Source organism: Herbaspirillum sp. NPDC087042, from assembly GCF_044745245.1.
Taxonomy (GTDB): domain Bacteria; phylum Pseudomonadota; class Gammaproteobacteria; order Burkholderiales; family Burkholderiaceae_D; genus Herbaspirillum.
In genome coordinates this window covers 666,195-690,464 of sequence record NZ_JBIUZW010000001.1, presented here as the reverse complement: position 1 = coordinate 690,464, position 24,270 = coordinate 666,195, and the positions used below count along the sequence as shown (strand labels likewise).

Annotated in this window: 19 protein-coding genes; 1 reads left to right on the top strand and 18 read right to left on the bottom strand. The window is 63.6% G+C overall.

Annotation, left to right across the window (positions count from 1 at the left end; genetic code table 11):
* Position 1 precedes the first annotated feature (1 nt).
* The 18 genes from ACIPHN_RS03090 to ACIPHN_RS03005 all read right to left on the bottom strand — a co-directional run bounded on the left by ACIPHN_RS03090 (position 2) and on the right by ACIPHN_RS03005 (position 22,321).
* Positions 2 to 1,204, bottom strand: coding sequence for a TIGR04063 family PEP-CTERM/XrtA system glycosyltransferase (locus ACIPHN_RS03090; protein ID WP_400432555.1), 1,203 nt, complete (start codon positions 1,202 to 1,204; stop codon positions 2 to 4).
* A gap of 22 nt (positions 1,205 to 1,226) precedes the next feature.
* A complete protein-coding gene (locus ACIPHN_RS03085; protein WP_400432552.1) occupies positions 1,227 to 3,164 on the bottom strand; it encodes an XrtA/PEP-CTERM system amidotransferase in 1,938 nt (645 codons plus the stop codon).
* 13 nt (positions 3,165 to 3,177) lie between these two features.
* Positions 3,178 to 4,317: a TIGR03088 family PEP-CTERM/XrtA system glycosyltransferase gene (locus ACIPHN_RS03080; protein ID WP_400432549.1), complete on the bottom strand. Its 1,140-nt coding sequence runs from the start codon at positions 4,315 to 4,317 to the stop codon at positions 3,178 to 3,180.
* A 25-nt stretch (positions 4,318 to 4,342) separates the two neighbouring features.
* Positions 4,343 to 5,908, bottom strand: coding sequence for an exosortase A (xrtA, locus tag ACIPHN_RS03075; RefSeq protein WP_400432546.1), 1,566 nt, complete (start codon positions 5,906 to 5,908; stop codon positions 4,343 to 4,345).
* Positions 5,909 to 5,915: 7 nt separating this feature from the next.
* Positions 5,916 to 7,148, bottom strand: a complete 1,233-nt coding sequence (locus tag ACIPHN_RS03070) for a TIGR03087 family PEP-CTERM/XrtA system glycosyltransferase (RefSeq protein ID WP_400432543.1) — start codon at positions 7,146 to 7,148, stop codon at positions 5,916 to 5,918.
* Between the two features lie 3 nt (positions 7,149 to 7,151).
* The gene (locus tag ACIPHN_RS03065; protein ID WP_400432541.1) at positions 7,152 to 8,237 is read right to left on the bottom strand and encodes a FemAB family XrtA/PEP-CTERM system-associated protein; all 1,086 of its coding nucleotides are present in this window, start codon (positions 8,235 to 8,237) and stop codon (positions 7,152 to 7,154) included.
* Positions 8,234 to 9,079 (bottom strand): XrtA system polysaccharide deacetylase, encoded by an 846-nt coding sequence (locus ACIPHN_RS03060; protein WP_400432539.1) that lies wholly within the window; start codon positions 9,077 to 9,079, stop codon positions 8,234 to 8,236. Before ACIPHN_RS03060 ends, ACIPHN_RS03065 begins: the two co-directional genes overlap by 4 nt.
* 11 nt (positions 9,080 to 9,090) lie before the next feature.
* The gene (wecB, locus tag ACIPHN_RS03055) at positions 9,091 to 10,245 is read right to left on the bottom strand and encodes a non-hydrolyzing UDP-N-acetylglucosamine 2-epimerase (RefSeq protein ID WP_400432537.1); all 1,155 of its coding nucleotides are present in this window, start codon (positions 10,243 to 10,245) and stop codon (positions 9,091 to 9,093) included.
* Entirely contained in the window at positions 10,242 to 11,249 is a 1,008-nt protein-coding gene (locus ACIPHN_RS03050; RefSeq protein ID WP_400432534.1) for an XrtA/PEP-CTERM system-associated ATPase, read from the bottom strand. Before ACIPHN_RS03050 ends, wecB begins: the two co-directional genes overlap by 4 nt.
* Before the next feature lie 16 nt (positions 11,250 to 11,265).
* Positions 11,266 to 12,810, bottom strand: coding sequence for a TIGR03016 family PEP-CTERM system-associated outer membrane protein (locus tag ACIPHN_RS03045; protein WP_400432532.1), 1,545 nt, complete (start codon positions 12,808 to 12,810; stop codon positions 11,266 to 11,268).
* Positions 12,794 to 13,846: an XrtA-associated tyrosine autokinase gene (locus ACIPHN_RS03040; RefSeq protein ID WP_400432530.1), complete on the bottom strand. Its 1,053-nt coding sequence runs from the start codon at positions 13,844 to 13,846 to the stop codon at positions 12,794 to 12,796. The genes ACIPHN_RS03045 and ACIPHN_RS03040 overlap by 17 nt, the downstream gene beginning before the upstream one ends.
* Positions 13,847 to 13,910: 64 nt before the next feature.
* Entirely contained in the window at positions 13,911 to 15,431 is a 1,521-nt protein-coding gene (locus tag ACIPHN_RS03035; protein WP_400432528.1) for an XrtA system polysaccharide chain length determinant, read from the bottom strand.
* Between the two features lie 389 nt (positions 15,432 to 15,820).
* Positions 15,821 to 16,936 carry a GNAT family N-acetyltransferase gene (locus tag ACIPHN_RS03030; RefSeq protein ID WP_400432526.1) on the bottom strand — a complete coding sequence of 372 codons (1,116 nt, stop codon included), beginning with the start codon at positions 16,934 to 16,936 and terminating at the stop codon, positions 15,821 to 15,823.
* A gap of 24 nt (positions 16,937 to 16,960) precedes the next feature.
* Positions 16,961 to 17,995, bottom strand: a complete 1,035-nt coding sequence (locus ACIPHN_RS03025) for an SDR family oxidoreductase (protein ID WP_400432523.1) — start codon at positions 17,993 to 17,995, stop codon at positions 16,961 to 16,963.
* A 27-nt stretch (positions 17,996 to 18,022) separates the two neighbouring features.
* Entirely contained in the window at positions 18,023 to 19,303 is a 1,281-nt protein-coding gene (locus tag ACIPHN_RS03020; RefSeq protein ID WP_400432520.1) for a nucleotide sugar dehydrogenase, read from the bottom strand.
* Positions 19,304 to 19,404: 101 nt separating this feature from the next.
* Positions 19,405 to 20,844 (bottom strand): right-handed parallel beta-helix repeat-containing protein, encoded by a 1,440-nt coding sequence (locus ACIPHN_RS03015; protein ID WP_400432518.1) that lies wholly within the window; start codon positions 20,842 to 20,844, stop codon positions 19,405 to 19,407.
* A gap of 23 nt (positions 20,845 to 20,867) precedes the next feature.
* On the bottom strand, positions 20,868 to 21,500 hold the full coding sequence (locus ACIPHN_RS03010) for a YdcF family protein (RefSeq protein WP_400432515.1): 633 nt from the start codon (positions 21,498 to 21,500) through the stop codon (positions 20,868 to 20,870).
* Positions 21,501 to 21,697: 197 nt separating this feature from the next.
* On the bottom strand, positions 21,698 to 22,321 hold the full coding sequence (locus ACIPHN_RS03005; protein WP_400432512.1) for a PEP-CTERM sorting domain-containing protein: 624 nt from the start codon (positions 22,319 to 22,321) through the stop codon (positions 21,698 to 21,700).
* A gap of 560 nt (positions 22,322 to 22,881) precedes the next feature.
* Between ACIPHN_RS03005 and ACIPHN_RS03000 the strand changes: the two genes are divergently transcribed.
* Positions 22,882 to 24,267 carry a TIGR03013 family XrtA/PEP-CTERM system glycosyltransferase gene (locus tag ACIPHN_RS03000; RefSeq protein ID WP_400432509.1) on the top strand — a complete coding sequence of 462 codons (1,386 nt, stop codon included), beginning with the start codon at positions 22,882 to 22,884 and terminating at the stop codon, positions 24,265 to 24,267.
* Positions 24,268 to 24,270: the final 3 nt, after the last annotated feature.

Sequence of the window (24,270 nt, the reverse complement as noted above, 5' to 3'; positions counted from 1 at the left end):
GTCAGGCAAGCAGGCGCGGATAGATCTGCTGGTAGCGCGCCACGCTGGCGGCCCAGTTGCGTTCGGTTTCGACGAAGTGGCGACCGGCGGCCTTCAGTTGCGGCCATTGCTGGGGCGCGGCCAGCAGGGCCAGCACCTTCTGCGCCAGCGCCTCCGGGGAGCCGGCGGTGAAGAGCACGCCGGTCTGGCCATCGGCGATCAGCTCGCGATGACCGCCGACGTCGGAGGCCACCACCAGCCGGCCCTGGGCCATGGCTTCGAGCGGTTTCAGGGGCGTGACCAGATCGGTCAGGCGCATCTTCAGGCGCGGATAGACCAGCACGTCGATCAGGTTGTAGTAGCGCTGCACCTGGTCGTGCGGCACGCGACCGGTAAAGACCACCTTGTCGGCCACGCCCAGTTGCGTGGCCAGGGCGCGCAATTCCTTGTCCTGCGGACCACCGCCCACCAGCAGCAGGCGCACGTCGGGGTTGCCCGCCAGCAGCGCCGGCAGTGCCTTCATCAGTACCGGCAAGCCCTCGTAGGCATAGAAGGAGCCGATGAAGCCGAGCAGGGTCTTGCCTTCCAGGCCGAGTTCGCGCGCCAGTTCAGGGTCTGCCGGCTGGCCCTGGGTGAAGTCCTCGATGTTGACCGCATTGGGGATCACCGTCATCTTCGATAGCGGCACGCCGCGCGCGGCGATATCGGCGCGCAGACCCTCGCAGATGGTGGTGACGGCATCGGCGCGCTTGAGGGCATAGGTTTCCATGGCGCGGGTGAGGCGATAGCGCAGGCCGCCTTCGCTGCTGGTGCCGTGGTCGACGGCGGCGTCTTCCCAAAAGGCGCGCACCTCATAGACCACCGGGATGCCCAGGCGACGACCCACGCGCAGCGCGGCAATGGCGTTCAAGGCCGGCGAATGGGCATGCAGCACATCGGGACGGATCTTGCGGGCCACTTCTTCCAGGCGGGTCGCCAGGCCATTGATGACGGCCAGCTGGTTCAGCACCGGCAGCTTGGCCAGGGGGCCGGAGGAGGGCGGCGTGCGGTAGAAGTGCCAGCCATCGACATCCTCTTCGGCGGCCGCGCTGGCGCCCTGCTTGGCGCTGGTGATGTGCGAGGTCTGCCAGCCCAGCGCCCGTTGCTGCTTCAGGATGGACAGGGTGCGGAAGGTATAGCCGCTATGCAGCGGGATGGAGTGGTCGAGGATGTGCAGGATATGCATGGTGTTCGGTCGGTTCAGCAGTTCAGGCCGCGCGGGCCGTCGGTTGGGTGGCGCCAGAGCCGGCGTGCAGCACGTTGCGCAGGAAGGAGGCAAACATCAGCAGCGCCCACAGCGGCGCGGCGTAGTCGCGCCGGCCGGACTGGTGCTGTTCGACCATCTCTTCCACGAAGACCATGTCGAACAGGCCGGTCTCGCGCAGCAGCGGCCCCAGCAGGCTGTCCTGCACGGTCTGGCGCAGCGGGCCACGGAACCAGCTGGACAGCGGGATGGAGAAGCCCATCTTCTTGCGATAGAGGATGTCCTCGCTCAGGGTTCCTTCGAGCGACTTCTTGAAGATGTACTTGCCCTCACCCTCATGCAGCTTCAGCGACGGCGGCAGGCAGGACACCCACTCCACGAATTCGTGGTCCAGCAGCGGCACCCGTACCTCCAGGGCATGCGCCATGCTGGCGCGATCGACCTTGGTCAGGATGTCGCCGGGCAGGTAGGTCTTCAGGTCCAGGTATTGCAGCAGCGACAGCGGATCGTCGGTGGGCGATTGCGCCGCATGGCCGCGCATGACCTCGATGGCATGGTAGCCCTGCAGCTGGGTGCGCATGGCCGGGCTGAAGAGGCGGTTGCGTACGCGGTCCGGCATGATGGAGACGCCATGGAAGTAACCTTCCACGGTATCGCGCGCCAGCGCTTCGAAGGTGGTCTTGGCGCGCAGCACGCGCGGTGCCCAGTCGGCTTTGGGATAGTGACGGCCGAGGAAGCCGAAGAGCGGCTTGCGTAGGCCGTCTGGCAGGCGGGCGCGCACCTTTTCTTCGTTCATGGCGTAGCGGTAGCGGCGGTAGCCGGCGAAGTTCTCGTCGCCACCGTCGCCCGACAGGGCTACCGTCACGCGCTCCTTGGCCAGCTGGCAGACGCGATAGGTCGGGATGGCCGAGCTGTCGGCATAGGGCTCGTCATAGAGATTGGCCAACTGGTCGATCAGGCCATAGTCGTCCTTGTCCACGGTACGCACATGATGGCGGGTGTGGAACTGCTCGGCCACCTGGGCGGCATACTTGGACTCGTCATAGGCCGGGTCGTTGAAGGCGATCGAGCAGGTGTTGACCGATTCGCCGGTCAGCTTGGCCATCATCGCCACCACCGCGCTGGAGTCGACCCCGCCGGAGAGGAAACCACCCAGCGTCACATCGGTGACTAGATGGCTGCCGACCACTTCGCGCAGGCGCTCCAGCAGTTCGGCGGCGACTTCGTCGGCCGGGCGTTCGCTGCCTTGCTTGAAGGGGACATCCCAGTATTTCTTTTGCTGGGGTTCGCCGACGGTGACACCCCGTTGCATCAGCAGGGTGTGACCGGGATTGAGCTTGTGCACGCCACTGAGGATGGTGCGCGGCTCGGGTACATAGCCATAGGCAAAGTATTCTTCCACGGCGCAGGGATCGAGCGCGCGCGGCAGGGCCGGATCGGCCAGCAGCGACTTCAGCTCGGAGCCGAACAGGAAGCGGCCATCCGGCAGCAGGGCATAGAACAGCGGCTTGATGCCCAGGCGGTCACGCGCCATGAACAGGGTCTGGCGGTTGCGGTCCCACAGGGCGAAGGCGAACATGCCGCGCAGGCGCGTGACGCAATCCTCGCCCCATTGTTCCCAGGCATGCACGATGACTTCGGTGTCGCAGCGCGAACGGAACTGGTGGCCCAGGGCGGTCAGCTCGGTCATCAGTTCGCGGTAGTTGTAGATCATGCCGTTGAACACCACCACCACGCTCTCATCCTCGTTGAACAGAGGCTGCTGGCCGGTGGACAGGTCAACGATGGACAGGCGCCGATGGCCCAGGCCGATCCCCGGCTCCAGGTGCATGCCGCCCTCGTCGGGGCCACGATGGTGCTGGGTCTCGTTCATCCGGTCGAGCAGGGCGCGATCGATGTCCGGGTTGCCATGCAGGGCGAAGATGCCAGTGATTCCACACATGATTGTCTTTTCCTTAAACGGTACGTCGGCCTAGCTTGGCCTCCAGCATGCGGTCATACATGCCGGCATAGGCTTGCAACATGGCTTGCATGCTGTACTGGCGCAGGCTGCTCTCCAGGCCGGCGGCCCCATGGCGCGCCACCAGTGCAGGGTCGGCGACGTAGCGCGCCATCGCCTGGGCCATGGCATGCGCATCGCGGGCCGGTACCAGCGCGCCGGTCTGCCCTTCCTGCACGACCTCGGGTACACCGCCCACGGCCGTGGAGATGACCGGCAAGCCGCTGGCCATGGCCTCCAGGATGGTGACCGGGATGCCCTCGGCAATCGAGGACAGCGTAAAGACCGAGAAGCGCCGCATCATCACGTCGATATCCATGCGTGCTCCGGGCAGCCAGACCAGGTCGGCGATGCCGGCGGCGGCGACCTTCTCGCGCAGGCCCGGCAGCAGGGGACCGTCGCCGACGATGGCCAGGCGCAGCCGGGAACGCTGTTCGGGCAGCAGCGCCAGCAGGGCGATGAAGGCATCCACCAGCATGGCGTGGTCCTTGACGTCCTGGATGCGGCCGACCGTGCCGAACACGAAGCAGCCCTCGGGCAGCTCGTCGCTGGTGTCGCGGGTCGCGCCCACGGGCGGATGGAACTTGCGCGTATCCACGCCATTGGCCAGCAGCAGGTTCTTGCGGTCGGGCACGCCGATGGTGTCACGCAGCCAGTCGCGCAGGTCGGCCGAGACCGCGTAGTAGCAGTCATAGAAGGGCAGAACCAGGCGGCGCAACAGGTTGTGGCGCGGGTTGGTACCTTGCGGGTCGCGCGCGTCGCGGCCGTGTTCGCCGTGCACGCGCACGGGGACGCCGGCCAGGGCGGCGGCGGGCGCATATTCGATGGCCGGCAGGTTGTAGGTGTGCAGTACCGCCGGACGCAGGCGGCGCAGCAGGCGCCACAGGTGCCAATGGGTCTGCGGTGCCAGGCCTGGCGGCTTGTGCAGGGCATACACCGCCACGTTGGGCTTCTTGATCTTGCTGGCGAAATCGGTGTAGTCGGTCAGGCACACGATGGCATGGCGATAGCGCTCGGCCGGCATGCCATTGATGCAGTCCACCAACAAGGTCTCCAGTCCACCGAAGTCGAGCCGGTAGATCAGGTGTACGACCAAAGGAATATCTTGATCCACGCTATGCCTACCGCTTGCCGTTGTTGTTCAGGGTGCTCTCGATGCCGGCCAGGTTCTCGCCCAGGTAGCGGCGCAGCACCTGGCGCGCCTTCTCCGGTTGCTCATCGATGTTGGTGAAGACGAACAGTGCGGCACCGTCGTCGCCCTGCATTTCCAGCTGGCTCTTGGTTTGCAGCAGCTTGGCCAGGTAGTCGTTCTCCACGAAGCGACGGTCGATCCAGTACCAGCGCCAGATCATCATGCGTCCGGCCGGGGCGCTGATGATTTCCTCGCGCAGCGCCAGCGGGCGTCCGGCCACCGTTTCAGTGCGTACGCTGTTGCCGGTACGGATCCAGGGACTGTTCTTTTCGGGCAGCACGCGGTTCACCGAGCTGACCAGGGTAGCACCCGGATGCTGGCCGCGGTAATAGCGCACGTACAGGCCGACCTGCATGCCATCGTGACCGTAGAAACGCGAGAGGTTTGCCACACCCGGATGGAAGTCCGGCGCCCAGTTGCTGAAGGCGGCGCTGTCATTCCAGTTGCTGCGCAGGGTGGTGAGGTCGACCGGGGCGCCGCTGGCATCGAAGCGGTGCATATAGATCGCATAAGTGGGGCCCACGCCAATGGCGGCCACCGTCAGCAGCGCCGCCAGCACCAGCCTTGCCGGCGTGGCACCCGCCAGGCGGGGTGCCGCGCTGACAGCGCTGGCACCGGGGGCGGCAGGCGCCGCGCCCGGGGTGTCGGTGCGCTGCTTCTTCGAGTCGATCCAGAAGCCGCCGATCCAGAACATCAGGAACATCACCAGGCCGAAGAACAGCCAGCCGTAGATCAGGTGGTCCACGCCCACGGCCAGTTGCATGCTGCTCAGGTGGCCGATCATCACGATCATGTAGGCACGCAGTCCGTTGGCGATCACCGGCACCACGCCGGAGAGCAGCACGAAGCCGGCCTGACGCCAGCGCGAGCGGTAGCTCAGGTGGGCATACAGCACGCCCAGCGTGAGCGAGGCGATCAGGTAGCGCACCCCGCTGCAAGCCTCCACCACCGACCAGCGGCCGGAGGGGATGACAAAGGTATTGCCTTCGCGCCAGACCGGGATGCCGGTCAATTGCAGGGCGGTGATGGTGAAGTCGGCAGTGAATTCGATCAGCGGTTCGATCAGCACCTCGCCGGCCGGCACCGCAAAGATCAGGAACAGCAGCGGGAAGGCGATCACCCGCGACATGCGCAGGCCCAGCACGGTGATGACCGCGCTGATCATGATGGTCACCAGCGCGAAATGCTTGACCACCTGCACGTCGGCCAGTTCGCCCAGCAACCAGCCCAGGCTGCACAGGGCCAGCACCACCAGTCCGGGCAGGAAGGGCTGCGGCGCCAGTGCGCGCAGTTCATCGCGCTGGCGCCAGATCAGCCACAGGCTGATGGGGAGGATCAGGTACTGGTGGGTGAAGGTCTCGGAACGGTCCCAGATCTCCACCATGGACATCAGGGTGTCGCGGTAGACCAGCATGGGCAAGACCAGCGCCAGTACCAGCAACACGATGGTGGCCGGGGACAGGCGTTGGGCGAGGGGTAGATCGGCGGGGCGCATGGCAGCCTCAGGCGGGAGTGAAATGGAGTTCGTCGGAACTTTCCAGCAGGGTATCGAGCAGCGACAATTGCCGCTCCCAGCCGTAGTCCTGCTCGATGAGCGCGCGGGCGCTGGTGGCCAGGCGCTGGCGCGGGCCGTCCGGCTGCACGTCCTGCAACAGTCCGATGGCTGCCTGCGCCAGGGCTTGGGCGCCATCGGCCACCAGCAGGTCGCGACCCGGCGTGGCCGAGATGCCTTCGAAGGCTTGCGGCGAGGCCAGTACCGGCATGCGCATGGACATGGCTTCGAGCACCTTGTTCTGGATGCCACGGGCCACCCGCAGCGGCGCTACGGCGCAATGGGCATGGGCCAGGTAGGGCCGGATGTCGGGCACGGTACCGGTGACGGTCACGCCCGGCAATTCGGCCAGTGCCTGCACCTGCGGCGTGGGGCGCGAGCCGACGATGTAGAACTGCGCCTGCGGCAGGCGCGCACGCACCAGTGGCAGGATCTCGCGGGCGAACCACTGCACCGCGTCGATGTTGGGCCAGTAATCCATGGCGCCGGTGAAGACCATCACCTGGGCATCGGCTGCATAGGGATTGTCCAGGCGGTGCGCCGGCGAGAAGTAATCGATATCGACGCCGTTGTTGAGGAAGCCGGTCTTGTGTGCGCTGGCCGGTGCCAGCTGGCGGAACAAGGCGGCTTCGGCCTGCGAGACGAACAGCGAGACATCGGCCGCGGCGGCCACCTGGCGTTCGAAGTCCAGCAGGCAACGGCCTTCACGGCGGTACAGCCAGCTCATGGGCCAGGATTTCTTGGCGGCGTACTGGGCCCACTTGTCGGAGTCGACATCGACGAAGTCGACCACGCTGCGGGTGAGGCGCGGATCCTGCGCGTACTGCGCCATCACCGAGGAAAACACCAGCACGCGCGAGATCGGTGCCGCATCCAGCTGCGCGGCCACCCACTGGCGCAGGCCGGCGTTACGGTAGTAGTCCAGGCTCAGTGCACGCGTGGTGGCCAGGGCCGGCAGGCTGCGCAGGCGTGCCTGCAAGCCATCCAGGCGGGCAAAGTGGCTGGACTGGCAATAGGCCTTGACGGTGTCTACGTGCTGCCAGTCAGCCGGATCATCGACGAAGGTACCGAGATGGACGTGATAGCGCTGCGCCAGATGCTTGAGCAGATGGAAGGAACGTATCTTGTCGCCCTTGTTGGGCGGATACGGAATGCGGTGCGCCAGGAAAAGCAGGTGTTCCACAGATCACCCCAGTTGCCGGACGATGTGCGGGCCGATCATGTTGGCTGCCCACAGCGGCAGGCGCTTCCAGGTCTTGATCATCAGCTGGTACTTGGGGTTCAGCGGGTTGGTGTCCGGCACGTCCTGTCCGCGCAGGAGCTGGTATTCGTAGTGCAGCGGCTCGGGCGTGAAGCCCCAGTTCTTCTTGAAGTCGAAGGAGCCGGTGCCCTGCTTGCTGCGACCGAAGTCGAAGACGCGGATGCCGCGCGCGGCCGAGCGTCGCATCAGTTCCCAGTACATGAAGTCGTTGGCGGCCAGGTCGCGGGCGCGCTCGTTGCCGCCGCCGTAGTAGGGCAGTACCTCGTCGCGGAAGTAGAAGCTCATCACGCTGCTGATGGTCTGGCCATCCTTGGTGATGGTGAGCACTTCGCAATCCTTGCCGAACACCTCGGCCAGGACCCTGAAGTGCTTGCGCGAGAACACCGGCGTACCCAGGCGATGCACGCTGGCCGAGTAGGCGTCGAAGAAACGGTCGGTGTTGCTGTCGATCTCGCTTTGCAGCTCGAACTTGATGCCCTTGCGGACCATGGCGCGCTGCTTGCGCGGGATGGCCTGCATGTTCTCTTCGTCGTCGGTCGAGATTTCCTTGCGGAAGGTCACGTAGAGTGCCTTGGTCGGCCAGTCGGTGTGCTGGGGCGCGATGTTGCGGTATTCCAGGTGTTCCGCATTGAGCTTGCGCGCCAGCTCGATGGCGGCGCCGTCCAGCAGGGCCCGCGCCTGGGCATCCTCGCCCGCCACGCCACCATAGACGCAGAAGGGCAGCGAGCCCAGCCAGCTGCCGAACAGGCGGCTTCTGATGTGGGCCAGCGGCAGCACGGCCACGATCTGGCCGGCACGCTGGGCATACATGAAATAGGCACGATGGCCGAAGGAGCGCTCCATCACTTCCTTCCAGCCGGCACGGTGGAAGAAGGTGGCTTGCGGGCATTGCAGGACGAACTCGTCCCAGCGCTGCACATCGGCGGCTTGCAGCGAGTGTACGGTGAGCTCACCCGCTGCGACCGCAGCGGAGGTGGCCTGGTGTTCGGAAACCGACGTCGTGGCGTTCATTGGGCACCCAGATAAATGCGATCCATGCGATCCCACTGGAAGTCGGAGGCCAGCTCCTTGATGCGGTCTTCCGTGCGATGCAGGTTGATGTAATGGCGGAAGCGCGTCTTGGCGCTGATGCCGCTCTGGCGTGGTTGCCCGGGATCGATTTCCCAGGGGTGGAAATAGAAGATGGCCGCTTCGCCATCGCGCTGGTTGACCCGGCGCAACAGCCAGCGCGACAGCGCATACGGGAAGAAGCGGAAGAAGCCGCCGCCACCGGCCGGATAATTCTTTTCACCGAAGCGTACCGTGCTCACCGGCACTTCCAGCAGGCCCTCCGGGCCATTGGGGTAGTAGGCGAAACGCGGCGCATCGGGCACGCCGTAGTGGTCGTGCTTGACCGGATAGATGCTGGAGCTGTAGCGATAGCCGGCTTCCTGCAGCACATCCAGTGCCCACATGTTGTCCTTGCCGATGGAGAAGCTGGGCGCACGGTAGCCCTTGACCTCCTGGCCACCGATATCTTCCAGCAGGGCCTTGGCGCGGCCGATGTCCTCGGCAAACTGGGCGCGATCCTGGTCGCTGGCGCGCAGGTGGCCGTAACCGTGGCTGGCCAGTTCATGGCCCTGCTCGACGATACGGCGTACCACGGCCGGATAGCGTTCGGCGATCCAGCCCAGGGTGAAGAAGGTGGCGTGGATGCCGTGTTCCGCGAAGATGGCCAGGATCCTGTCCATGTTGCGTTCGACCCGGCAAGGCTGGTTTTCCCAGCTGTCGCGCGAGATGGTGTTGGCGAAGGCCGATACCTGGAAGTAGTCTTCTACATCCACCGTCATGGCATTGCGGATAGGCGAGCCCATGCCAGTTCCCCTCAAGCCGCGGCGCGGCGCTGGTCCAGCCAGGCGCACAGGTCCTGGGCGATACGGTCGGCGGCGTGGCCATCCCAGAACTCGGGGACGCGGCCACCCTTGCCACCATGCTCGATCACGTCGCGGAAGATCGCCAGGATCTTCTCGGGATCGTTGCCGGCGATGGTGTTGGTGCCTTGCTCCACGGTGATGGGGCGCTCGGTATTGTTGCGCAGGGTCACGCAGGGCACGCCCAGGGCCGTGGTTTCTTCCTGGATGCCGCCGGAGTCGGTCAGTACCAGGCGGGCATTCTGCATCAGGCCCAGCATTTCCAGATAGCCCATGGGCGGCAGTTGCAGGACTTGCGGGATGTCGATCAGCTCGGCCAGGCCGAACTTCTCGATCATGCCGCGCGTGCGCGGATGCAGCGGGAACACCACCGGCAGCGTGGTGCTGATGGTGCGTACCGTTTCCAGCAGGCGGCGCAATACGTCCGGATCATCGACGTTGGAGGGGCGGTGCAGGGTCAGCACGGCATAGCCTTGCGCGTGCTGGAAGTCGCTGCGGCCGTGGGCCTCCAGGATCTGCGGCAGATTGATGGCGCGCGGCAGGTTGCTGCGCAGCGTGTCGATCATCACGTTGCCGACGAAGCGCACGCGTTCGGCGGCAATGCCTTCGCGCGTCAGGTTGCCCAGGGCGCTGGCCTCGGTGGTGTAGAGCAGGTCCGAGATCTGGTCGGTCAGGATGCGGTTGATTTCTTCGGGCATGGCGCGGTCATAGCTGCGCAGGCCGGCTTCCACGTGGATCACCGGGATGCCCTTCTTGGTGGCCACCAGGGCGCAGGCCAGGGTCGAGTTGACGTCACCCACCACCAGCACGGCCGAGGCCTGGGCGGCGTCCAGCGCCGGCTCGAAATGGGTCATCACGGCGGCGGTCTGCACGGCATGGCTGCCGGAACCGATCTCCAGGTTGATGTCCGGCGAGGGAATGCCCAGCGCCTCGAAGTACTGGTGGTTCATCGCCACGTCGTAGTGCTGGCCGGTATGCAGCAGGGTGGCTTGCACCTGCTCACCCATCCGGGCGAAGGCCGACATGATCGGCGCGATCTTCATGAAATTGGGACGGGCGCCGACGATGCAAAGGATGCGGTGCGGTGCTGCGGTCGCGGTGGTGCTCATGACTTGGGTTCCTGGAGATTGTATTTGGACGAGTGCGAGGTGAGGTCGCGCAGGATCTTGAGGATGGACGCGGTCGCGTTCTCCAGCTTGCCTACGCGCTGTTGCAGCTCTTCCAGCGCATCGTCGTTGAACTGGCGTTCGACCGAACGCAGTTCGGCCATGGTCTGTTGTTCCTGGTCGGGCAGGGGCTGCTCGAACTCTTCCTGGATGTCGCTGATGACGGCGGCGACATGCTCGGCGCTGAAGGCGCGCAGTTCTTCCAGGTAGCCCATCAACAGCAGGCGGTCGCACAGCGAATTGATCTTGCGCGGGATGCCGCCGGTGTAGTTGTGGATGGCCGAGTAGGCCGAGGCGTCGAAGGACGGATCGTTTTCCCAGCCCACCGTGCGCAGGCGATGCTGGATGTAGGTGATGGTCTCTTCCTCGTCCATCGGCCCGAGGTGATAGGTGGCGATGACGCGCTGGCGCAATTGCAACATCGCATCGCTATGCAGCGTGATGCGGAACTCGGGCTGGCCCAGCAGGAAGGTCTGTAGGAGCGAGCGGTCGCCGCTCTGGAAGTTGGACAGCATGCGCAATTCTTCCAGCGTGGTCGGCGACAGGTTCTGTGCCTCGTCCACCACCAGCAGGGCACGGATGCCCTTTTGCTCGCAATGCAGGAAGAACTGCTCCAGGCGAGTCAGCAGGGTGGCCTTGCTGGCATCCTCGCTGGGCAGGCCGAAGGCGGCCGCGACCATGCGCAGGGTGTTGTCCGGATCCAGGTGGGTGTTGACGATATGGGCCGAGATGATCTGCATGGGATTGATCTTGCCCAGCAGCTTCCTGACCAGGGTGGTCTTGCCGGCACCCACTTCGCCGGTGATGATGATGAAGCCTTCGCCTTGCGACAGGCCATACTCCAGATAGCTCATGGCCCGCTTGTGGCCCTTGCTGCCGAAGAAGAAGCTGGGGTCCGGACGCAGGCGGAAGGGCTTGTCGCGCAGACCGTAGAATGATTCGTACATAGCGGGCTCGATGCTCTTAGAGCTTCATGTTCAGATAGGCGCTCACCGCGTTTTCGCGGTAGGACACGTCGGATTGGGTCGACTGGCCCTGGTTGCGGCGCACTTCCACGGTGCCCAGCACGTCCGGGGTCAGCTGGCGCGACACGCCCAGGCGCAGGCTCTGGGTGTTGTCGACCCGGCCGGTGGTGATCGACTTCACGCGCGTGGCCACCAGCGCGGCGTTGGCGCGCACCCGTTCATTGAGGCGGCGCGAGAGCACGGCGCTGGCGCCGACCTGTTCGGTGCGATCGTTGCCGTTGCCCACCAGGGTGCCCTGGCTGTTATTGGAGAGCGGTTCGCGTTCGGTATCGAAGATCGAGATCAGCAGCGTCGTGCGCGCACCACTGAGCAGTACCGAGCCCTGCAACTGCTTCTGCAGGAACACCGTGTTGGTAAAGGAGTTGACCGACGTGGTCAGGGTGCTGGGCAGGTTGCCTTGCTGGATCAGTTGCTGCACGGCCGCTGCACGGGCGGTGGCATCGCTGATCGAGGAGGACAGCAACTGGTCCAGGAAGGTCGCGGTATTGACCGTGGTCGGCTGCGAGAACTGCGCCGGCGTGGTGGTCACGTCCTCGTTATAGCTGAGCATCCAGTTGGCGACCCGGCTGCGCGTGGCCGCCGACAGCGAGAAGGTGCTGCCATAGTACTTGTGGCCGATCGCTGCGTTCAGGCTGGTGCGCTGGTTGAGCTTCCATTCGAAGCCACTGGTCCAGGAATAGCCGGAGCTGGAATTGGCCGTGAGCGAATAATCGTTGCGATCGTAACCGACCGTGCCGACCAGGCGGAAGTGCTCGTCCAGCAGGTAGGACAGACGTCCCACGATATTCTGCAGCTTGACATTGCTCTGGCCAGCGTATTGGGTGTTGGCATCGCTGTACTTCATGCCCCAGCCGATCAGGTGGTAGGCCGGACCGCTGTCGACCCTCATCGAGACGGTGTCGGTATTGCTGTTGGACAGGCCGCCGTTGCTGGCCGAGACGGTGTCGCGGGCATAGCGCAACTCGCCCGTGGCATCCGAGCCGAAGGTGCGCGCCAGGTAAGGGCTGATGCGGGTGGTGCGCACCGTGGTGCGGTTGCCGCTGCCATTGGTGTTGTCCACGGGCTGGGCGCCGAAGGCCGAGATGTTCTGCTCGGTGATCGAGGCCGCGCTATCCAGGTACAGCAGGTTGTCGATGAACCTGGCGTTGGCATTGGCATTCAACAGGTTGGTCAGCGACGAACCGGCGTTGTGGTTGGCGTAATAGGTTTCCTGCAGGCCGTAGTTGGCATTGAGCGTCAGGTTCGGACCTTTGGAGACCACCGTCAGCGACGGCGTGACCTGGGTGACGAAGTCGCTCTTGCCCTGCGGTTGCAGGTTCACGTTGTCGGTATAGGTCTGGGTGAGGTTGACCGAGGGCGTGATCGTCCATTCAGCCGCCTGGGCGCCCGATGCCACCAGCAGTGTGGCGGCAATGGCGAGCGCGTGGCGCGGCAGGGAGGTGGGGGCGATTGCGTGACGCAGGTTCTCAGTAGCCATAGCCATATCCGTATCCATACTCCGGGGAGCCGGCAAAGGCCATGCTCTTGTTATAGATGAGGCTGACGTTCTGGCAGCCCTTGAGCTGATTGAGCGAGGTCTTGACGGCTTGTTGCGAGGTACTTTCGGCGGCCACCACCATGGCAATCTGGCCCATCTTGGTGGCCAGCACGTTGGCTTCGCTGGTCACCAGCAGCGGTGGCGAATCGAAGATCACGATACGGTCGGGATAGCGGCTGGCGATTTCTTCCAGCAGCAGGTGCATGGACTGGCTGGCCAGCAATTCCGAGGAGTGGCTGTGACGCGGACCCACCGGCAGCACGCTGAGCGTATCGACGTTGGTCTTGAGCAGCACGTCGGCCATGTCGACCTTGTCGTCGAGCAGCAGGTTCATCATGCCGGCGCCTTCCTCGGCCACGTCGAAGGTGCGCAGCACCGAGGGACGTGCCACATCGGCGTCCACCAGCAGCACGGTGTGGTCCAGCTCCATGGCGATCGACAGGGCCAGGTTGATCGAGCAGAAGGTCTTGCCTTCGTTGGGCAGCGAGCTGGTCACCATGATCAGGTTGCCCGGATTGGAGCCCGCCTCGCGCGGCGCGAAGGCCTGGCGCAGCAGCGAGCGCTTGATCATGCGGAACTGCTCGGAGATCAGCGAACGGCTGCCCGGTGTCAGGAAGCCCATGCCGGCCAGGCGTTCCAGATTGATGTCGATGCGCTTGGCCGGCGTGGAGCGGGCCGGTGCAGGCTCTGCTGCCGCCGGTGCTGCCGGCGTTGCGGTGCTGGCAGCAGGCGCCGCAGGTGTGCTTGCGGGTGCGCCCGGTGCGGCTGTGGCAGCCGATGCCGCCGGTGCAGCAGCAGGGGCAGGGGCAGTCGGCACCACCGGTGCAGCAGCCTCGCTGCTCACCGGTGTGGTCGCGGCGGCTGCGGCCTGGGCGTCAGCCTGGGCGGCCTGTTCGGCCGGCGACAGGATCTCGCTCGCACCAGCCGGGCGTTGCGAGGCGTGGGTCTTGAGGCGGCTGGCGGCGCGTTCGATGATGCTCATGCGTGCTCTCCTGATACGCCGCTGGTGCGGCGAGGCAAACTGGAATGAAGGGAAAGGCGCATCATCAATACCTCAGGAACAGGAAGGCCATCATCACAACATAGGCCACAAAGAAGGCGACCACCAGGGCAATGAACTTGCGCACGCTGCCCTTGCGCTTGGCGACTTCGGCATCGGTCCAGTTCATGGCCACCGCACCCAGCACGGGCAGGCCGGTGACCTGCTGCAGCTGGTGCTGGGTGATGAAGGAGGGACGGACCTGGCTCAACACCACCGTCACGCCGAAGCCGGCCGCAATGGCGGCGACGAACAGCAGCGACAGCAGGCGCAGGCGATTCGGACCCACCGGCAGACGCGGCACGATCGGCGGATCGATCACGCGGAAGGTCATCAGGTCGGTGGCCGAACTGAGGTCGCCGGAGAGCTTGGCGGCATCGCGGCGGGCCACCAGCTTCTCGTAGTTGTCCTTGTTGATCTGGTAGTCGCGGTTGAGCTGGGTGAACTGGGCTTCGACGTCGGGGGCGGCAATGCTCTGCGCCTTCAGGCGGGCATAGCGGGCCGCATACTCATCCACCCGCGCGCGCAGGCTGGCCGCCTTGGCGCGTGCATCCGAGAGCGACACGCTCAGCTGTTGCATCATGGGGCTGTAGTTGGCACCCGGATCGGCACCCGGCTGGCGATTCTTGGCTTCGTCGCGCTTGCGCTTTTCCAGTTCGGCGATCAGGCGACGTGTGCCGACCACGTCGGGGTGGTTTTCGGTGTACTTGGTACGCAGGTCATCGAGCTGCTTGACGGCGGCTTCCAGGCGGGAATCGATTTCCGGTGTGGGCATGCGCGGCATGTCCTCGCTGTTGCCACTGCCACCGGTGAGCTGTTTCTGGATGGCGTTGCGGGCTTGCTCGGCCTCGGCCAGTTCCAGGCGCGCCTGGCTGAGCTGGTCGGCGGCATCCTGCAGTTTGGAGCCATAGTCGCTACCCTGGCGCGGCAGCAGCTCGGCGTTCTTCTGCTTGAATTCCTTGAGCGCGTTTTCAGCATTGGTCAGCTTTTCTTCGTAGCTCTTGATCTGGTCGCCGATGAAGCGCACCGCCTTGTCCGAGTCTTCCTTCTTGTCACCGACGCTGCCCTCGACGAAGATGGTCAGCAGCGACTGCACCACATCCTTGCCCAGTTTGGGGTTCTCGTTGTTGTAGGTGATGGTGTAGATGTCGTCGCGCCCGGTCTGGATGATCTTGATGCGTTGCGCCAGCTCATCGACCAGCTTGTCCTTGTCGGCCACGGTCTGGGCCTTGATGTCCAGGTCGGCCATGCGCGTGACACGCTCCAGATTGGGGCGGCTGAGCAGGGTGCGGCTCATGATGGAGACCTGCTGCTCGATGTTGGGTACCGTGGTCATGCCCGCCAGCAGGGGCTTGAGGATGCTTTGCGTATCCACATAGACACGTGCCGAGGCCTGGAAATCATTGGGCAGCCGGAACACCACGACACTGCCTACCAGCAGCAGCACCCAGGCCACCGAGATGGCCAGCCAGCGATACTTCCAGGCGCCCTTCAAGAGCGATAAGAGTTGCGATAGTAAATCCGCCATGTGAGCCGCTTCCCCTGCGATCGAGATTCAACAAATTGAGTTATTTGACAGCCAGCCTGCAATGTCGGGGTACCGATGGCGGCCCCACTGTGTAAAGCGAGCCGACACCGACAGGCCATGTACCAGCCTCCTTGAGCGGGTCCGCTGTAGCCTGTTTGCAACATCTTCGTGGTGAATGATTTCCCTGGAAAGATCCCCCTCCTGGCAAATCGGGTCATCCCCGATGGATATCCCCCTGTGAGATATCGTTTAAGCAGTAGTAATAGTGACTTTTTGACAATCGCAGAATCATACCATCCTGCTTCACATTTCCAGTGCGGAATAAGACATAAATTAGGCCAAAATTTACACTATTTCTGTGCGTTATTATTTGCTAGAAAGCCGCGCCACTACTGGTTTTTCTTGCTGAAATGCAAGCTTGTCACAAGAACTGATGACAAGCGACGCCACAGCCGTCCGATGTCATGCCGCAACATGCCCGCCAAGCCGTCTGCGGTGCGTGGATTGAAGGCAGCCAGACCCCATCTTTCGCGGCGGTGCGACATCCAGTCGCGCTTGTAGCCATCGTCGCCCATCAGGTAGTCGACTTCGCGCACGCCGTCGACGTCGATGACGTGTTCCATCATGCGCGCGGTCAGCACCGAGCCCACCGAGAGCGCGGCAAAGCGTTCGTCATAGGCGAGCTTGTAGATGGCGGCCACACCCTGGTGGACGATCCACAGCTGGGCGGCGGCAGCCTGGCCATCGATGCGCACGATGCCCAGGCGCAACTTGCCCTGGCGGGCGCACAGGCGGATCAGGCCAGGGATGAAGTCGGGATGGGGTTCGGCCTGTTTCCAGCTGGCCTGGTAGACCGACTGGTAGTCGGCGATGCCGCGTTCGAGTTGCTCGCTGCCTTGCTGGATGATGCTGATGTCGACGTCGCCGGCAGAGCGCAGTTGCTGCGACTTGCGCGCCAGGGTATTGCGCAGGCGCGAGGGCAGGGTGGCGTGGTATTGCTGATAGCTGCGTCCGGCAAGCTCCAGGGTCCAGTTGCCAAAGCAGAAGTAGGGGCGCACTGCCATGCCGCAGGCCTGCAGCGCCTGTTGCAGTGCCGTGAAGCCAGCTTCGTCGCGGGCCAGTGGATGCAGGTCGATGCGGCTCCAGCGTGGGCGTTCGGCGACGATGGCGGCCATCAGTGCCGGCAGTTCACGGAGGTCTTCGCCAGGGTCGACCATCAGGGGGCCGGCCAGGGCCGAATAGTAGTTGGCCTGCATCTCCAGCCGGCGCGCGCCCGGCCAGCCGGCGCGCGGGTTGCTCATCATCGGCAGCAGGATGCGGGCGGCGCCATCACGCAGCAGGCAATACAGCTGCAGCGATTGCCCGGCCGAGCCGGTGGTGCTGGCCAGGTGCTGCAGCCAGCCGGGCGTGAGGCAGAAATCGGCCTGTTGCCCGGCTTGCTCGAAGCACGCCAGTACCGCCTGGGGCATCTGCGCGAAACTGTCGTAGCGCTCGATGGCGACCATGTCAGCTGCCCGCCCAGGCAGTGCTCAGGCGGATGCTCCCAGATGCTCGATGTACCAGTTCATGGCTTCCTGCAGACCGGCATGGATGCGATGCGTGGGCGCATAGCCCAGGCCCTCGCGGGCCTTGCTGATATCGGCCTGGGAATCACGGATGTCGCCGGCACGGAAGCCCACGTAGGTCGGGCGATGCTGCTGCAGGTGCGGGAAGCGCTCCACCAGCAAGCCGCGCATGACCTCGTAGAGCTCGTTGAGGCTGGTGCGATCGTTGAGCGCGATGTTGTAGACATGGTTGGCGGCTTCGGGTGCAGCGGTGGCGGCCAGCAGATTGGCCTGCACCACGTTGTCGATGTAGCAGAAGTCGCGGGTGGTCTCGCCATCGCCATTGATGCGCAGTGCATCGTTGCGGATCATCGCCGTCACCCATTGCGGGATCACGGCGGCGTAGGCGCCGTGCGGATCCTGGCGGCGGCCGAACACATTGAAGTAGCGCAAGCCGATGCTTTGCAGGCCATAGCAGCGGCCGAAGACGTCGGCGTACAGCTCGTTGACGTACTTGGTCACCGCGTAGGGCGAGAGCGGCTTGCCGATCACGTCTTCCACCTTGGGCAGGCCCGGGTGGTCGCCGTAGGTCGAGCTGGAGGCGGCGTAGACGAAGCGCGCCACCTTGGCATCGCGGGCGGCGACCAGCATGTTGAGGAAGCCGTTGACGTTGTTCAGGTTGGTGCGCAGCGGATCCTCGATGGAGCGCGACACCGAACCCAGCGCCGCCTGGTGCAGCACGTAGTCCGCACCGGCGCAGGCGCGCGCGCAGTCATCGTTGTTGCAGATGTCGCCTTCGATGAAGCTGAAGTTGGCCCAGGCGGCCTCGCCGACCTCGGCGCGGACTTCGTCCAGGTTGGCCTGGCGGCCGGTGCTGAAGTTGTCCAGGCCGGTCACCTGCTGACCCAGCGAGAGCAGCCGGGCCAGCAGGTTGGAGCCGATGAAGCCGGCCACGCCGGTGATGAGCCAGCGCTTGGGTTCTTGCGTGAGTTGCGCGCAAATCGCGTCGTATCTAGTCATGGTGTAGCGTTTCTGGCGACGTGCCGATCAGAGGCGCCAGACGCTGTAGCCGGCCGCGCTCAGGGCGTTCTGGTCGAACTGCGACTTGACGTCGATGAAGCAGCCATTGTCGTTGAGCTTGGTCAGGATCTCGGCCAGCGGGCGCGCCAGCAGTTCCTTGTGCGACACCGCCGCCACCACGGCATCGGCGCGCGGCAGGTCGGACCAGTTCTCCAGCTTGATGCCGTATTCGTGTTCGGCATCCTCGCTGGCGGCGACCGGGTCGTAGACGTGCACTTCCACGCCATAGGATTGCAGTTCGGTCACGATATCGACCACCTTGGAGTTGCGCAGGTCGGGGCAGTTTTCCTTGAAGGTCAGGCCCAGCACGTTGACCTTTGAGCCCTTGATGTGGAAGCCGGCGGCGATCATGGACTTGACCGTCTTCTCGGCCACGAACTTGGCCATGCCGTCGTTGATGCGGCGACCGGCCAGGATCACTTGCGGATGGTAGCCCAGCATCTCGGCCTTGTGGGTCAGGTAGTACGGGTCCACGCCGATGCAGTGGCCGCCGACCAGGCCCGGACGGAAGGGCAGGAAGTTCCACTTGGTGCCGGCGGCCTGCAGCACTTCCAGGGTGTCGATACCGATCTTGTCGAAGATGATGGAGAGTTCATTCATCAGCGCGATGTTGAGGTCGCGCTGGGTGTTCTCGATCACCTTGGCGGCTTCGGCCACCTTGATGCTGGAGGCACGATGCACGCCGGCGGTGATGACGGATTCGTAGAGCTGGGCGATCTTTTCCAGGGTGTCCGGGTCGTCGCCGGAGACGATCTTGAGGATGGTGGTCAGGGTGTGCTGCTTGTCGCCCGGGTTGATACGCTCGGGCGAGAAGCCGACGTGGAAGTCCTGGCCCCACTTCAGGCCGGAATGCTGTTCCAGCAGGGGAACGCAGACTTCCTCGGTGGCACCGGGGTAGACGGTGGACTCGAACACCACGATGGCGCCGCGCTTCATGTGCTTGCCCACGGTGATGCTGGCGCCGGCCAGCGGACCGAAGTCGGGGTTGTGCGCTTCATCGACCGGGGTGGGCACGGCCACCACGATGTAGTCGGCATCAGCCAGGATGGCCGGGTCGGTGCTTACGCTCAGTTGCGTGGAGGCACGCAGTTCCTCGGTGCTCAGTTCGCCGGTGGGGTCAACGAACTTGCGGTAGCTCTCGATCTTGCTCTTGGAGAGGTCGAAACCTACGGTGGGACGCTTCTTGCCAAACTCCACTGCCAGCGGAAGACCCACATAACCCAAGCCTACGACTGCAACGATACTCATGTTTTCCATCCCCAAAAATAAAGACAAATGATCGGGCACGTCCCATGCCCGCTAATTGGTATTGCTGATGTTGCTGCGCGGCTACTCTTTCCGTGCCGCAATCAGGGCTGCCTGCGACAGGCAGCAAAATCCTCGAACGCGCCATAGGATACACGTCCGCTGCGCATTCCTTTGCATAAATCAGGCACTTGTTCCTGCATGTTTTCTCGCACAGGCGGCTTGTCCTTCCAGCGCATGTCCAGCATCTGCGGCGACTGGAACAGATTGCGTACCGGATGACGCCCCAGGTACAGGTTCAGCGCGCCCGTCACCTCGTTCTCGGCGGTGCGCACCAGGCCATCATCGCGGGCGCGCACCACGCTGTCGATCAGGTTGCCTTCGACATCGGCCGTGCTTTCGGCGAAGCGTACCGTAATCCCACCGGTATCGACCAGCGTGTTGTGCAAGATCTTGCTGGCCGCGGCACGATTGAGATAGATGCCGTCGTCGGAACAGGAGGCAATCAGGTTGCCGGCGATCACGCCACCATCCTGCTCGGTGATGCAACGCTTGTCGCGACAGTAGGGCAGGCCGGTACCGCCGCCACCCAGCGACAGGCCGACCTGCTGGCCGGTGTGTCCCTGCAGCAAGTATTCGCACAGCACGATGTTCTGCTCGATACGGTTGCCGCTGCCGGCGCCCTTGACGAAGGCGCCATAGCTGATGCGGTCGCCGCTGGCCTTGATGAAGTCGCTGATCTGGTTGCGCACGATGCGCCAGTTGCTGGCGGCCACCAGGTCGATCGGCGTGACCGGTCCCATGGTCTGGCGTGGTGCGGTGTTGGTCAGGGTATTGCCTTCGATGGTGCCGCCATCGGGGAAGCCGCCTTCGTCACCATTGATCTTGAAATGGGCGTTGAAATTGACGATGCGGTTGTTGCGGGCAATGAAGTGCGCTCCGCGGCCCACCACGTGGAAGGCATGCTCGCAGAACTCCTGGCTCTTGCAGACGCCTTCGATGTTGAGGTTTTCAAAGATCCACCAGGGGGCATCGATCTTGAAGCCTTCGCCGGCATTGAGCTCGATGAAGACGGTGTCGGGGCGCGCGGCCCGCACCACGATGGGCGATTCGGCCTTGCCGGCCTGGCGCACGACGAGCGAACCGTCGCCGTCGATGCGATAGTGGCCGGGCTGCAGGGTGATGATCTGGCCGGGTCGGGCTTGCGCCAGCGACTGGGCCAGTTCGACCGTGTTGCCCACCGGCACCACCACCCCCGTCGGGGCAGGCGTAAAGGCACCGGGCTGGGCGCCGATGGTCCATTGTTGTGGTGTATGGATGTTGCGCTGGCCGCGATCCAGGCGCTGCAGGAGTTCGGCCGCTTGCATGACCAGATTGGTCAGTGCCTCCTGATGCCCCTCGGCACGGCGTTCCAGATAGGGGGCAAGCTGGCGTGGCGGAATGTTCAGGCGCGATAGCGCCACCGCCGCAGTCACGAGGGCCAGCACGATGGCGGCCAGCAGCAGCCAGAGGAGAAGCTTGAGTCGCTTGATTGAAGTGGTCATGGTTGCAATCGGGTTAGACGTGCTTAGCTCGGGTGGTTGGCATTCATTCGCAGTCGATACCACAGCAGGCCCAGCCATTCATAGCTGGCGTAGTAGGCGCGGCGCAAGCCCTCGGCGCTTGGGAGGAGCGATTGTGGTTCCAGGTGATCCAGGCGGAAGAACATGGTGGGAGCAGCAATGGCGTGCAATCCCGCGTGCTCGAAGGCCATGACTGCGCGCGGCATGTGCATGGCGTCGGTTACAAGCAGGACGCGTTCGACCCCGTCTTCGCGTAGCAGAGCTGCCGAATAGCTGGCGTTCTGCTCTGTATTTTCCGAGCGCCCTTCGATCCAGCGCACCGGCGTGGCAAAGTCTTCGCGCAGGGCGCGCGCCATGGCCTCGGCCTTGGAGCGCTGCGGCGCGTCGGCTGGTGCGTTGCCGCCCGACACCAGGATCGGCAGCTTGGTCTGGTGCTGCAATCGTGCCGCGTAGCGCAGGCGTGCCAGCGCCACGTAATCCGGGATATCCATGCCGTCGTATTCTGGAGCGTGGTCCTCGCTGCCGGCGGCCAGCACCACGATGGCCTGCCCCTGGCTGCGCGCGGCGGGGGTGAGCACGGTGGTCTGGTTTTCCAGTGGTTGCACCAGCAGGTTGGACACCGCGGGGATGCACAGCAAGCCGAGTAGTACGATCCCTATGGTGACCATCGCCCGGCCACAGCGTAGATGCCACCGACAAAGCACAAAACCTGCCACTGTGAACAGTAGCAGGTTCATTGGGGGCAGCAGCAAGCATCTTGCTGCTGCCGAAAGCCAGAGCGACGCGCTCATCGATACTCAGGGACGCGCCGCGAGGGTCGGCACATCATCATGGTTCAGATCGCCAGGTTGTCCTTGCGCTTGCGCCATGCCAGCAGGGCCAACAGGCCCAGGCCGAGCAGGGCGATCGAGCCGGGTTCCGGCACGGCGTTGGGGACCTCGATGGCAGCGGTGAAGTAGACGGTATTGAAGTCGCTGGCATTGTTGCTGTAGTAGTTCCAGACCCACTGCGGTGCCAGCGCGCCATAGCCGCTGCGCAGGCCCCAGGGCGAGGTGCCGTTGGCGCCTTCGGAGACGGTGGCGCTGGTGGTGTGGCCAAAGCCGGTCAGGTTCTGGGTCAGGCCGGCGTCGCCGGTGAGCAGGGTGTTGCTGCCGTTGGCGAACACCAGGTTGGCATCCGACAGCACGAAGGCGCCCAGCAGGCCGCCAGGACCGCCCTGGTTGGCCACGACGATGTGCAGGAAGTTGGTGACGCCGGCAGTCAGCAGGGTGCTGAAGTTGTAGGTGGTGGTCCAGTCGTTGGCGTTGCCCACCAGGGTGCCCAGCGTGTTGTTGTTGGTGCTGACGTAGACCTGGAAGACATTGTCAGCATTGATGGTGGTCGACAGCGTGGTCGCATTGGCCGCGCCGGAGCCGATGTTGGCCAGGGCGAACAGTGCGGCAAGCAGGAATTTTTTCATCAGGATGGCCTTATGTGGTGATGTCTGGGTGATGAAGCAGTACCCATCAAATTAATTGTCGTTATAGCAATTGTTGTGCCTGCACATAAAAGCACTTTATTTTCAAGTGCTTGCGTTTTCCGTCGCCGTTGTTGTCTTGAGGAATGTAAGTTTTTCCGACATGGCTTAAATTTTCTTCACGTCACTATTTGACCTGATTTTTCATGGGAGGGCCAATTCAAAATCAGGTAAATTTTTATGCCGTGAAAATGCTTAATTGCCCTGCAAGCCTTATGGGTAAAGGATTTTTGCGAAATGAATGCCGCCCGGAAATGTCCAAAAAACTTACAAATCATGTTGCAAATATGACCAAAAAAGTTCATTCTTCAGCGCTGTGAAGGTGCGGGATTGCGTTAGTGAATGTAAAAGCTTGCACAGAGAAAATTCACGTGACCCCGGTGAGGGGTTTCGGGCAAAAAAAGTGTGTCGTCGCGAGTCGGGTCTGCGGGAGGGACTGGTCGTGTCGCATGGTCGAAGAGGCTAGGGTCGCAGCAAGGTAGTCTGGGAAGTTGGGGGAAAGAATGTTTAGAATTGCCAACCACTATGTGTCCAAGGTAGTGGCGTTTTTGCTGATGATCGAACTGGCCATGCTGTTTGTAGCCGGCTATCTTGGGGTTAACCTGCGTTTTCTTGGCAAGCCCGAGGATATGCGGGATTTTCACCAGTTCTTGTGGCCTACGGCGACCATGGCGGTGTGCATTGTGCTGGGCATGAGTGCGGTGGGCATGTATCAGCGCAATATTGAGCAGAGCGTACGCTGGACGCTGGTGCGTCTGATTCCTTCGTTGGGTATCGCGCTGGTGCCGATGCTGGTGATCTTTTATGTTGTGCCGGCTCTATACCTGGAGCGCAGTGTTCTGGCCATTGCACTGGTGCTGTCGGCGGTATCGGTGTTGCTGGTACGCACGATCTTCTTCCATGTGGTCAAGTCACGCCTGCTGGTGTCGCCCATTCTCTTCCTGGGCAGCAGCGACCTGGTGCGTGACTGCATCGAGACCTCGCGCCAGAACCTGCGCAATCACAAGTACAGCATCGTGGGCGCCATTGCGGTGGCCGGCGAGGAGAGCACCATCACCAAGCTGCTGGAGCCGGCCGGTACCCTGCTGGAGACGGCGCGCAAGTACAAGGCCGAAGAGATCGTGGTGGCGGTGCAGAACCGTCGCGGCGGTGCGCTGCGCATCCAGGAATTGCTGGAGTGCAAGATGAAGGGCGTGCGCGTGACCGATGCTGCCGGTTTCTTCGAGCGCGAGGCATGCCAGATCCGGCTCGACTCGCTGCATCCCAGTTGGCTGGTGTTCGGTAACGGTTTCGACCAGAGCATCATCCGTACCTTCATGAAGCGCAGCTTCGACCTGTTCTGCAGCCTCATCATGCTGCCCTTGCTGTCGCCGGTGATGCTGGGTGCGGCCATCTGCATCTGGCTGGAGGATCGCGGTCCCATCCTGTATCGCCAGGAGCGCGTGGGCAAGAACAACGAAAGCTTCATGGTGCTCAAGTTCCGCAGCATGCGCGTGGATGCCGAGAAGGCCGGCAAGCCGCAGTGGGCGCAGGCGGACGATCCGCGCATCACGCGCGTGGGCAACGTGATGCGCAAGTACCGTATCGACGAATTGCCGCAGCTCTTCAATGTCCTGCGCGGCGACATGAGCTTCGTCGGTCCGCGTCCGGAGCGTCCTTATTTCGTCGAGCAGTTCGCCAACGAAATCACTTTCTACAACGTGCGTCACAGCGTCAAGCCGGGCATCACCGGCTGGGCCCAGGTGCGCTACAAGTACGGCGCATCCAAGGACGATGCCGTGCAGAAGCTGCAATACGATCTCTACTACGTCAAGAACAACAGCCTGTTCCTGGACATGCTGATCCTCATCGACACCTTGAGTGTCGTCCTGTTCGGCGCAGGCACCTGAGGT

Excerpts from the sequence above, each read along its gene's own strand:
- ACIPHN_RS03090 (WP_400432555.1), bottom strand. The coding sequence starts at position 1,204 with ATGCATATCCTGCACATCCTCGACCACTCCATCCCGCTGCATAGCGGC.
- ACIPHN_RS03085 (WP_400432552.1), bottom strand. The coding sequence starts at position 3,164 with ATGTGTGGAATCACTGGCATCTTCGCCCTGCATGGCAACCCGGACATC.
- xrtA (WP_400432546.1), bottom strand. The coding sequence starts at position 5,908 with ATGCGCCCCGCCGATCTACCCCTCGCCCAACGCCTGTCCCCGGCCACC.
- ACIPHN_RS03065 (WP_400432541.1), bottom strand. The coding sequence starts at position 8,237 with ATGAACGCCACGACGTCGGTTTCCGAACACCAGGCCACCTCCGCTGCG.
- ACIPHN_RS03060 (WP_400432539.1), bottom strand. The coding sequence starts at position 9,079 with ATGGGCTCGCCTATCCGCAATGCCATGACGGTGGATGTAGAAGACTAC.
- wecB (WP_400432537.1), bottom strand. The coding sequence starts at position 10,245 with ATGAGCACCACCGCGACCGCAGCACCGCACCGCATCCTTTGCATCGTC.
- ACIPHN_RS03050 (WP_400432534.1), bottom strand. The coding sequence starts at position 11,249 with ATGTACGAATCATTCTACGGTCTGCGCGACAAGCCCTTCCGCCTGCGT.
- ACIPHN_RS03045 (WP_400432532.1), bottom strand. The coding sequence starts at position 12,810 with ATGGCTATGGCTACTGAGAACCTGCGTCACGCAATCGCCCCCACCTCC.
- ACIPHN_RS03040 (WP_400432530.1), bottom strand. The coding sequence starts at position 13,846 with ATGAGCATCATCGAACGCGCCGCCAGCCGCCTCAAGACCCACGCCTCG.
- ACIPHN_RS03035 (WP_400432528.1), bottom strand. The coding sequence starts at position 15,431 with ATGGCGGATTTACTATCGCAACTCTTATCGCTCTTGAAGGGCGCCTGG.
- ACIPHN_RS03030 (WP_400432526.1), bottom strand. The coding sequence starts at position 16,936 with ATGGTCGCCATCGAGCGCTACGACAGTTTCGCGCAGATGCCCCAGGCG.
- ACIPHN_RS03025 (WP_400432523.1), bottom strand. The coding sequence starts at position 17,995 with ATGACTAGATACGACGCGATTTGCGCGCAACTCACGCAAGAACCCAAG.
- ACIPHN_RS03020 (WP_400432520.1), bottom strand. The coding sequence starts at position 19,303 with ATGAGTATCGTTGCAGTCGTAGGCTTGGGTTATGTGGGTCTTCCGCTG.
- ACIPHN_RS03015 (WP_400432518.1), bottom strand. The coding sequence starts at position 20,844 with ATGACCACTTCAATCAAGCGACTCAAGCTTCTCCTCTGGCTGCTGCTG.
- ACIPHN_RS03005 (WP_400432512.1), bottom strand. The coding sequence starts at position 22,321 with ATGAAAAAATTCCTGCTTGCCGCACTGTTCGCCCTGGCCAACATCGGC.
- ACIPHN_RS03000 (WP_400432509.1), top strand. The coding sequence starts at position 22,882 with ATGTTTAGAATTGCCAACCACTATGTGTCCAAGGTAGTGGCGTTTTTG.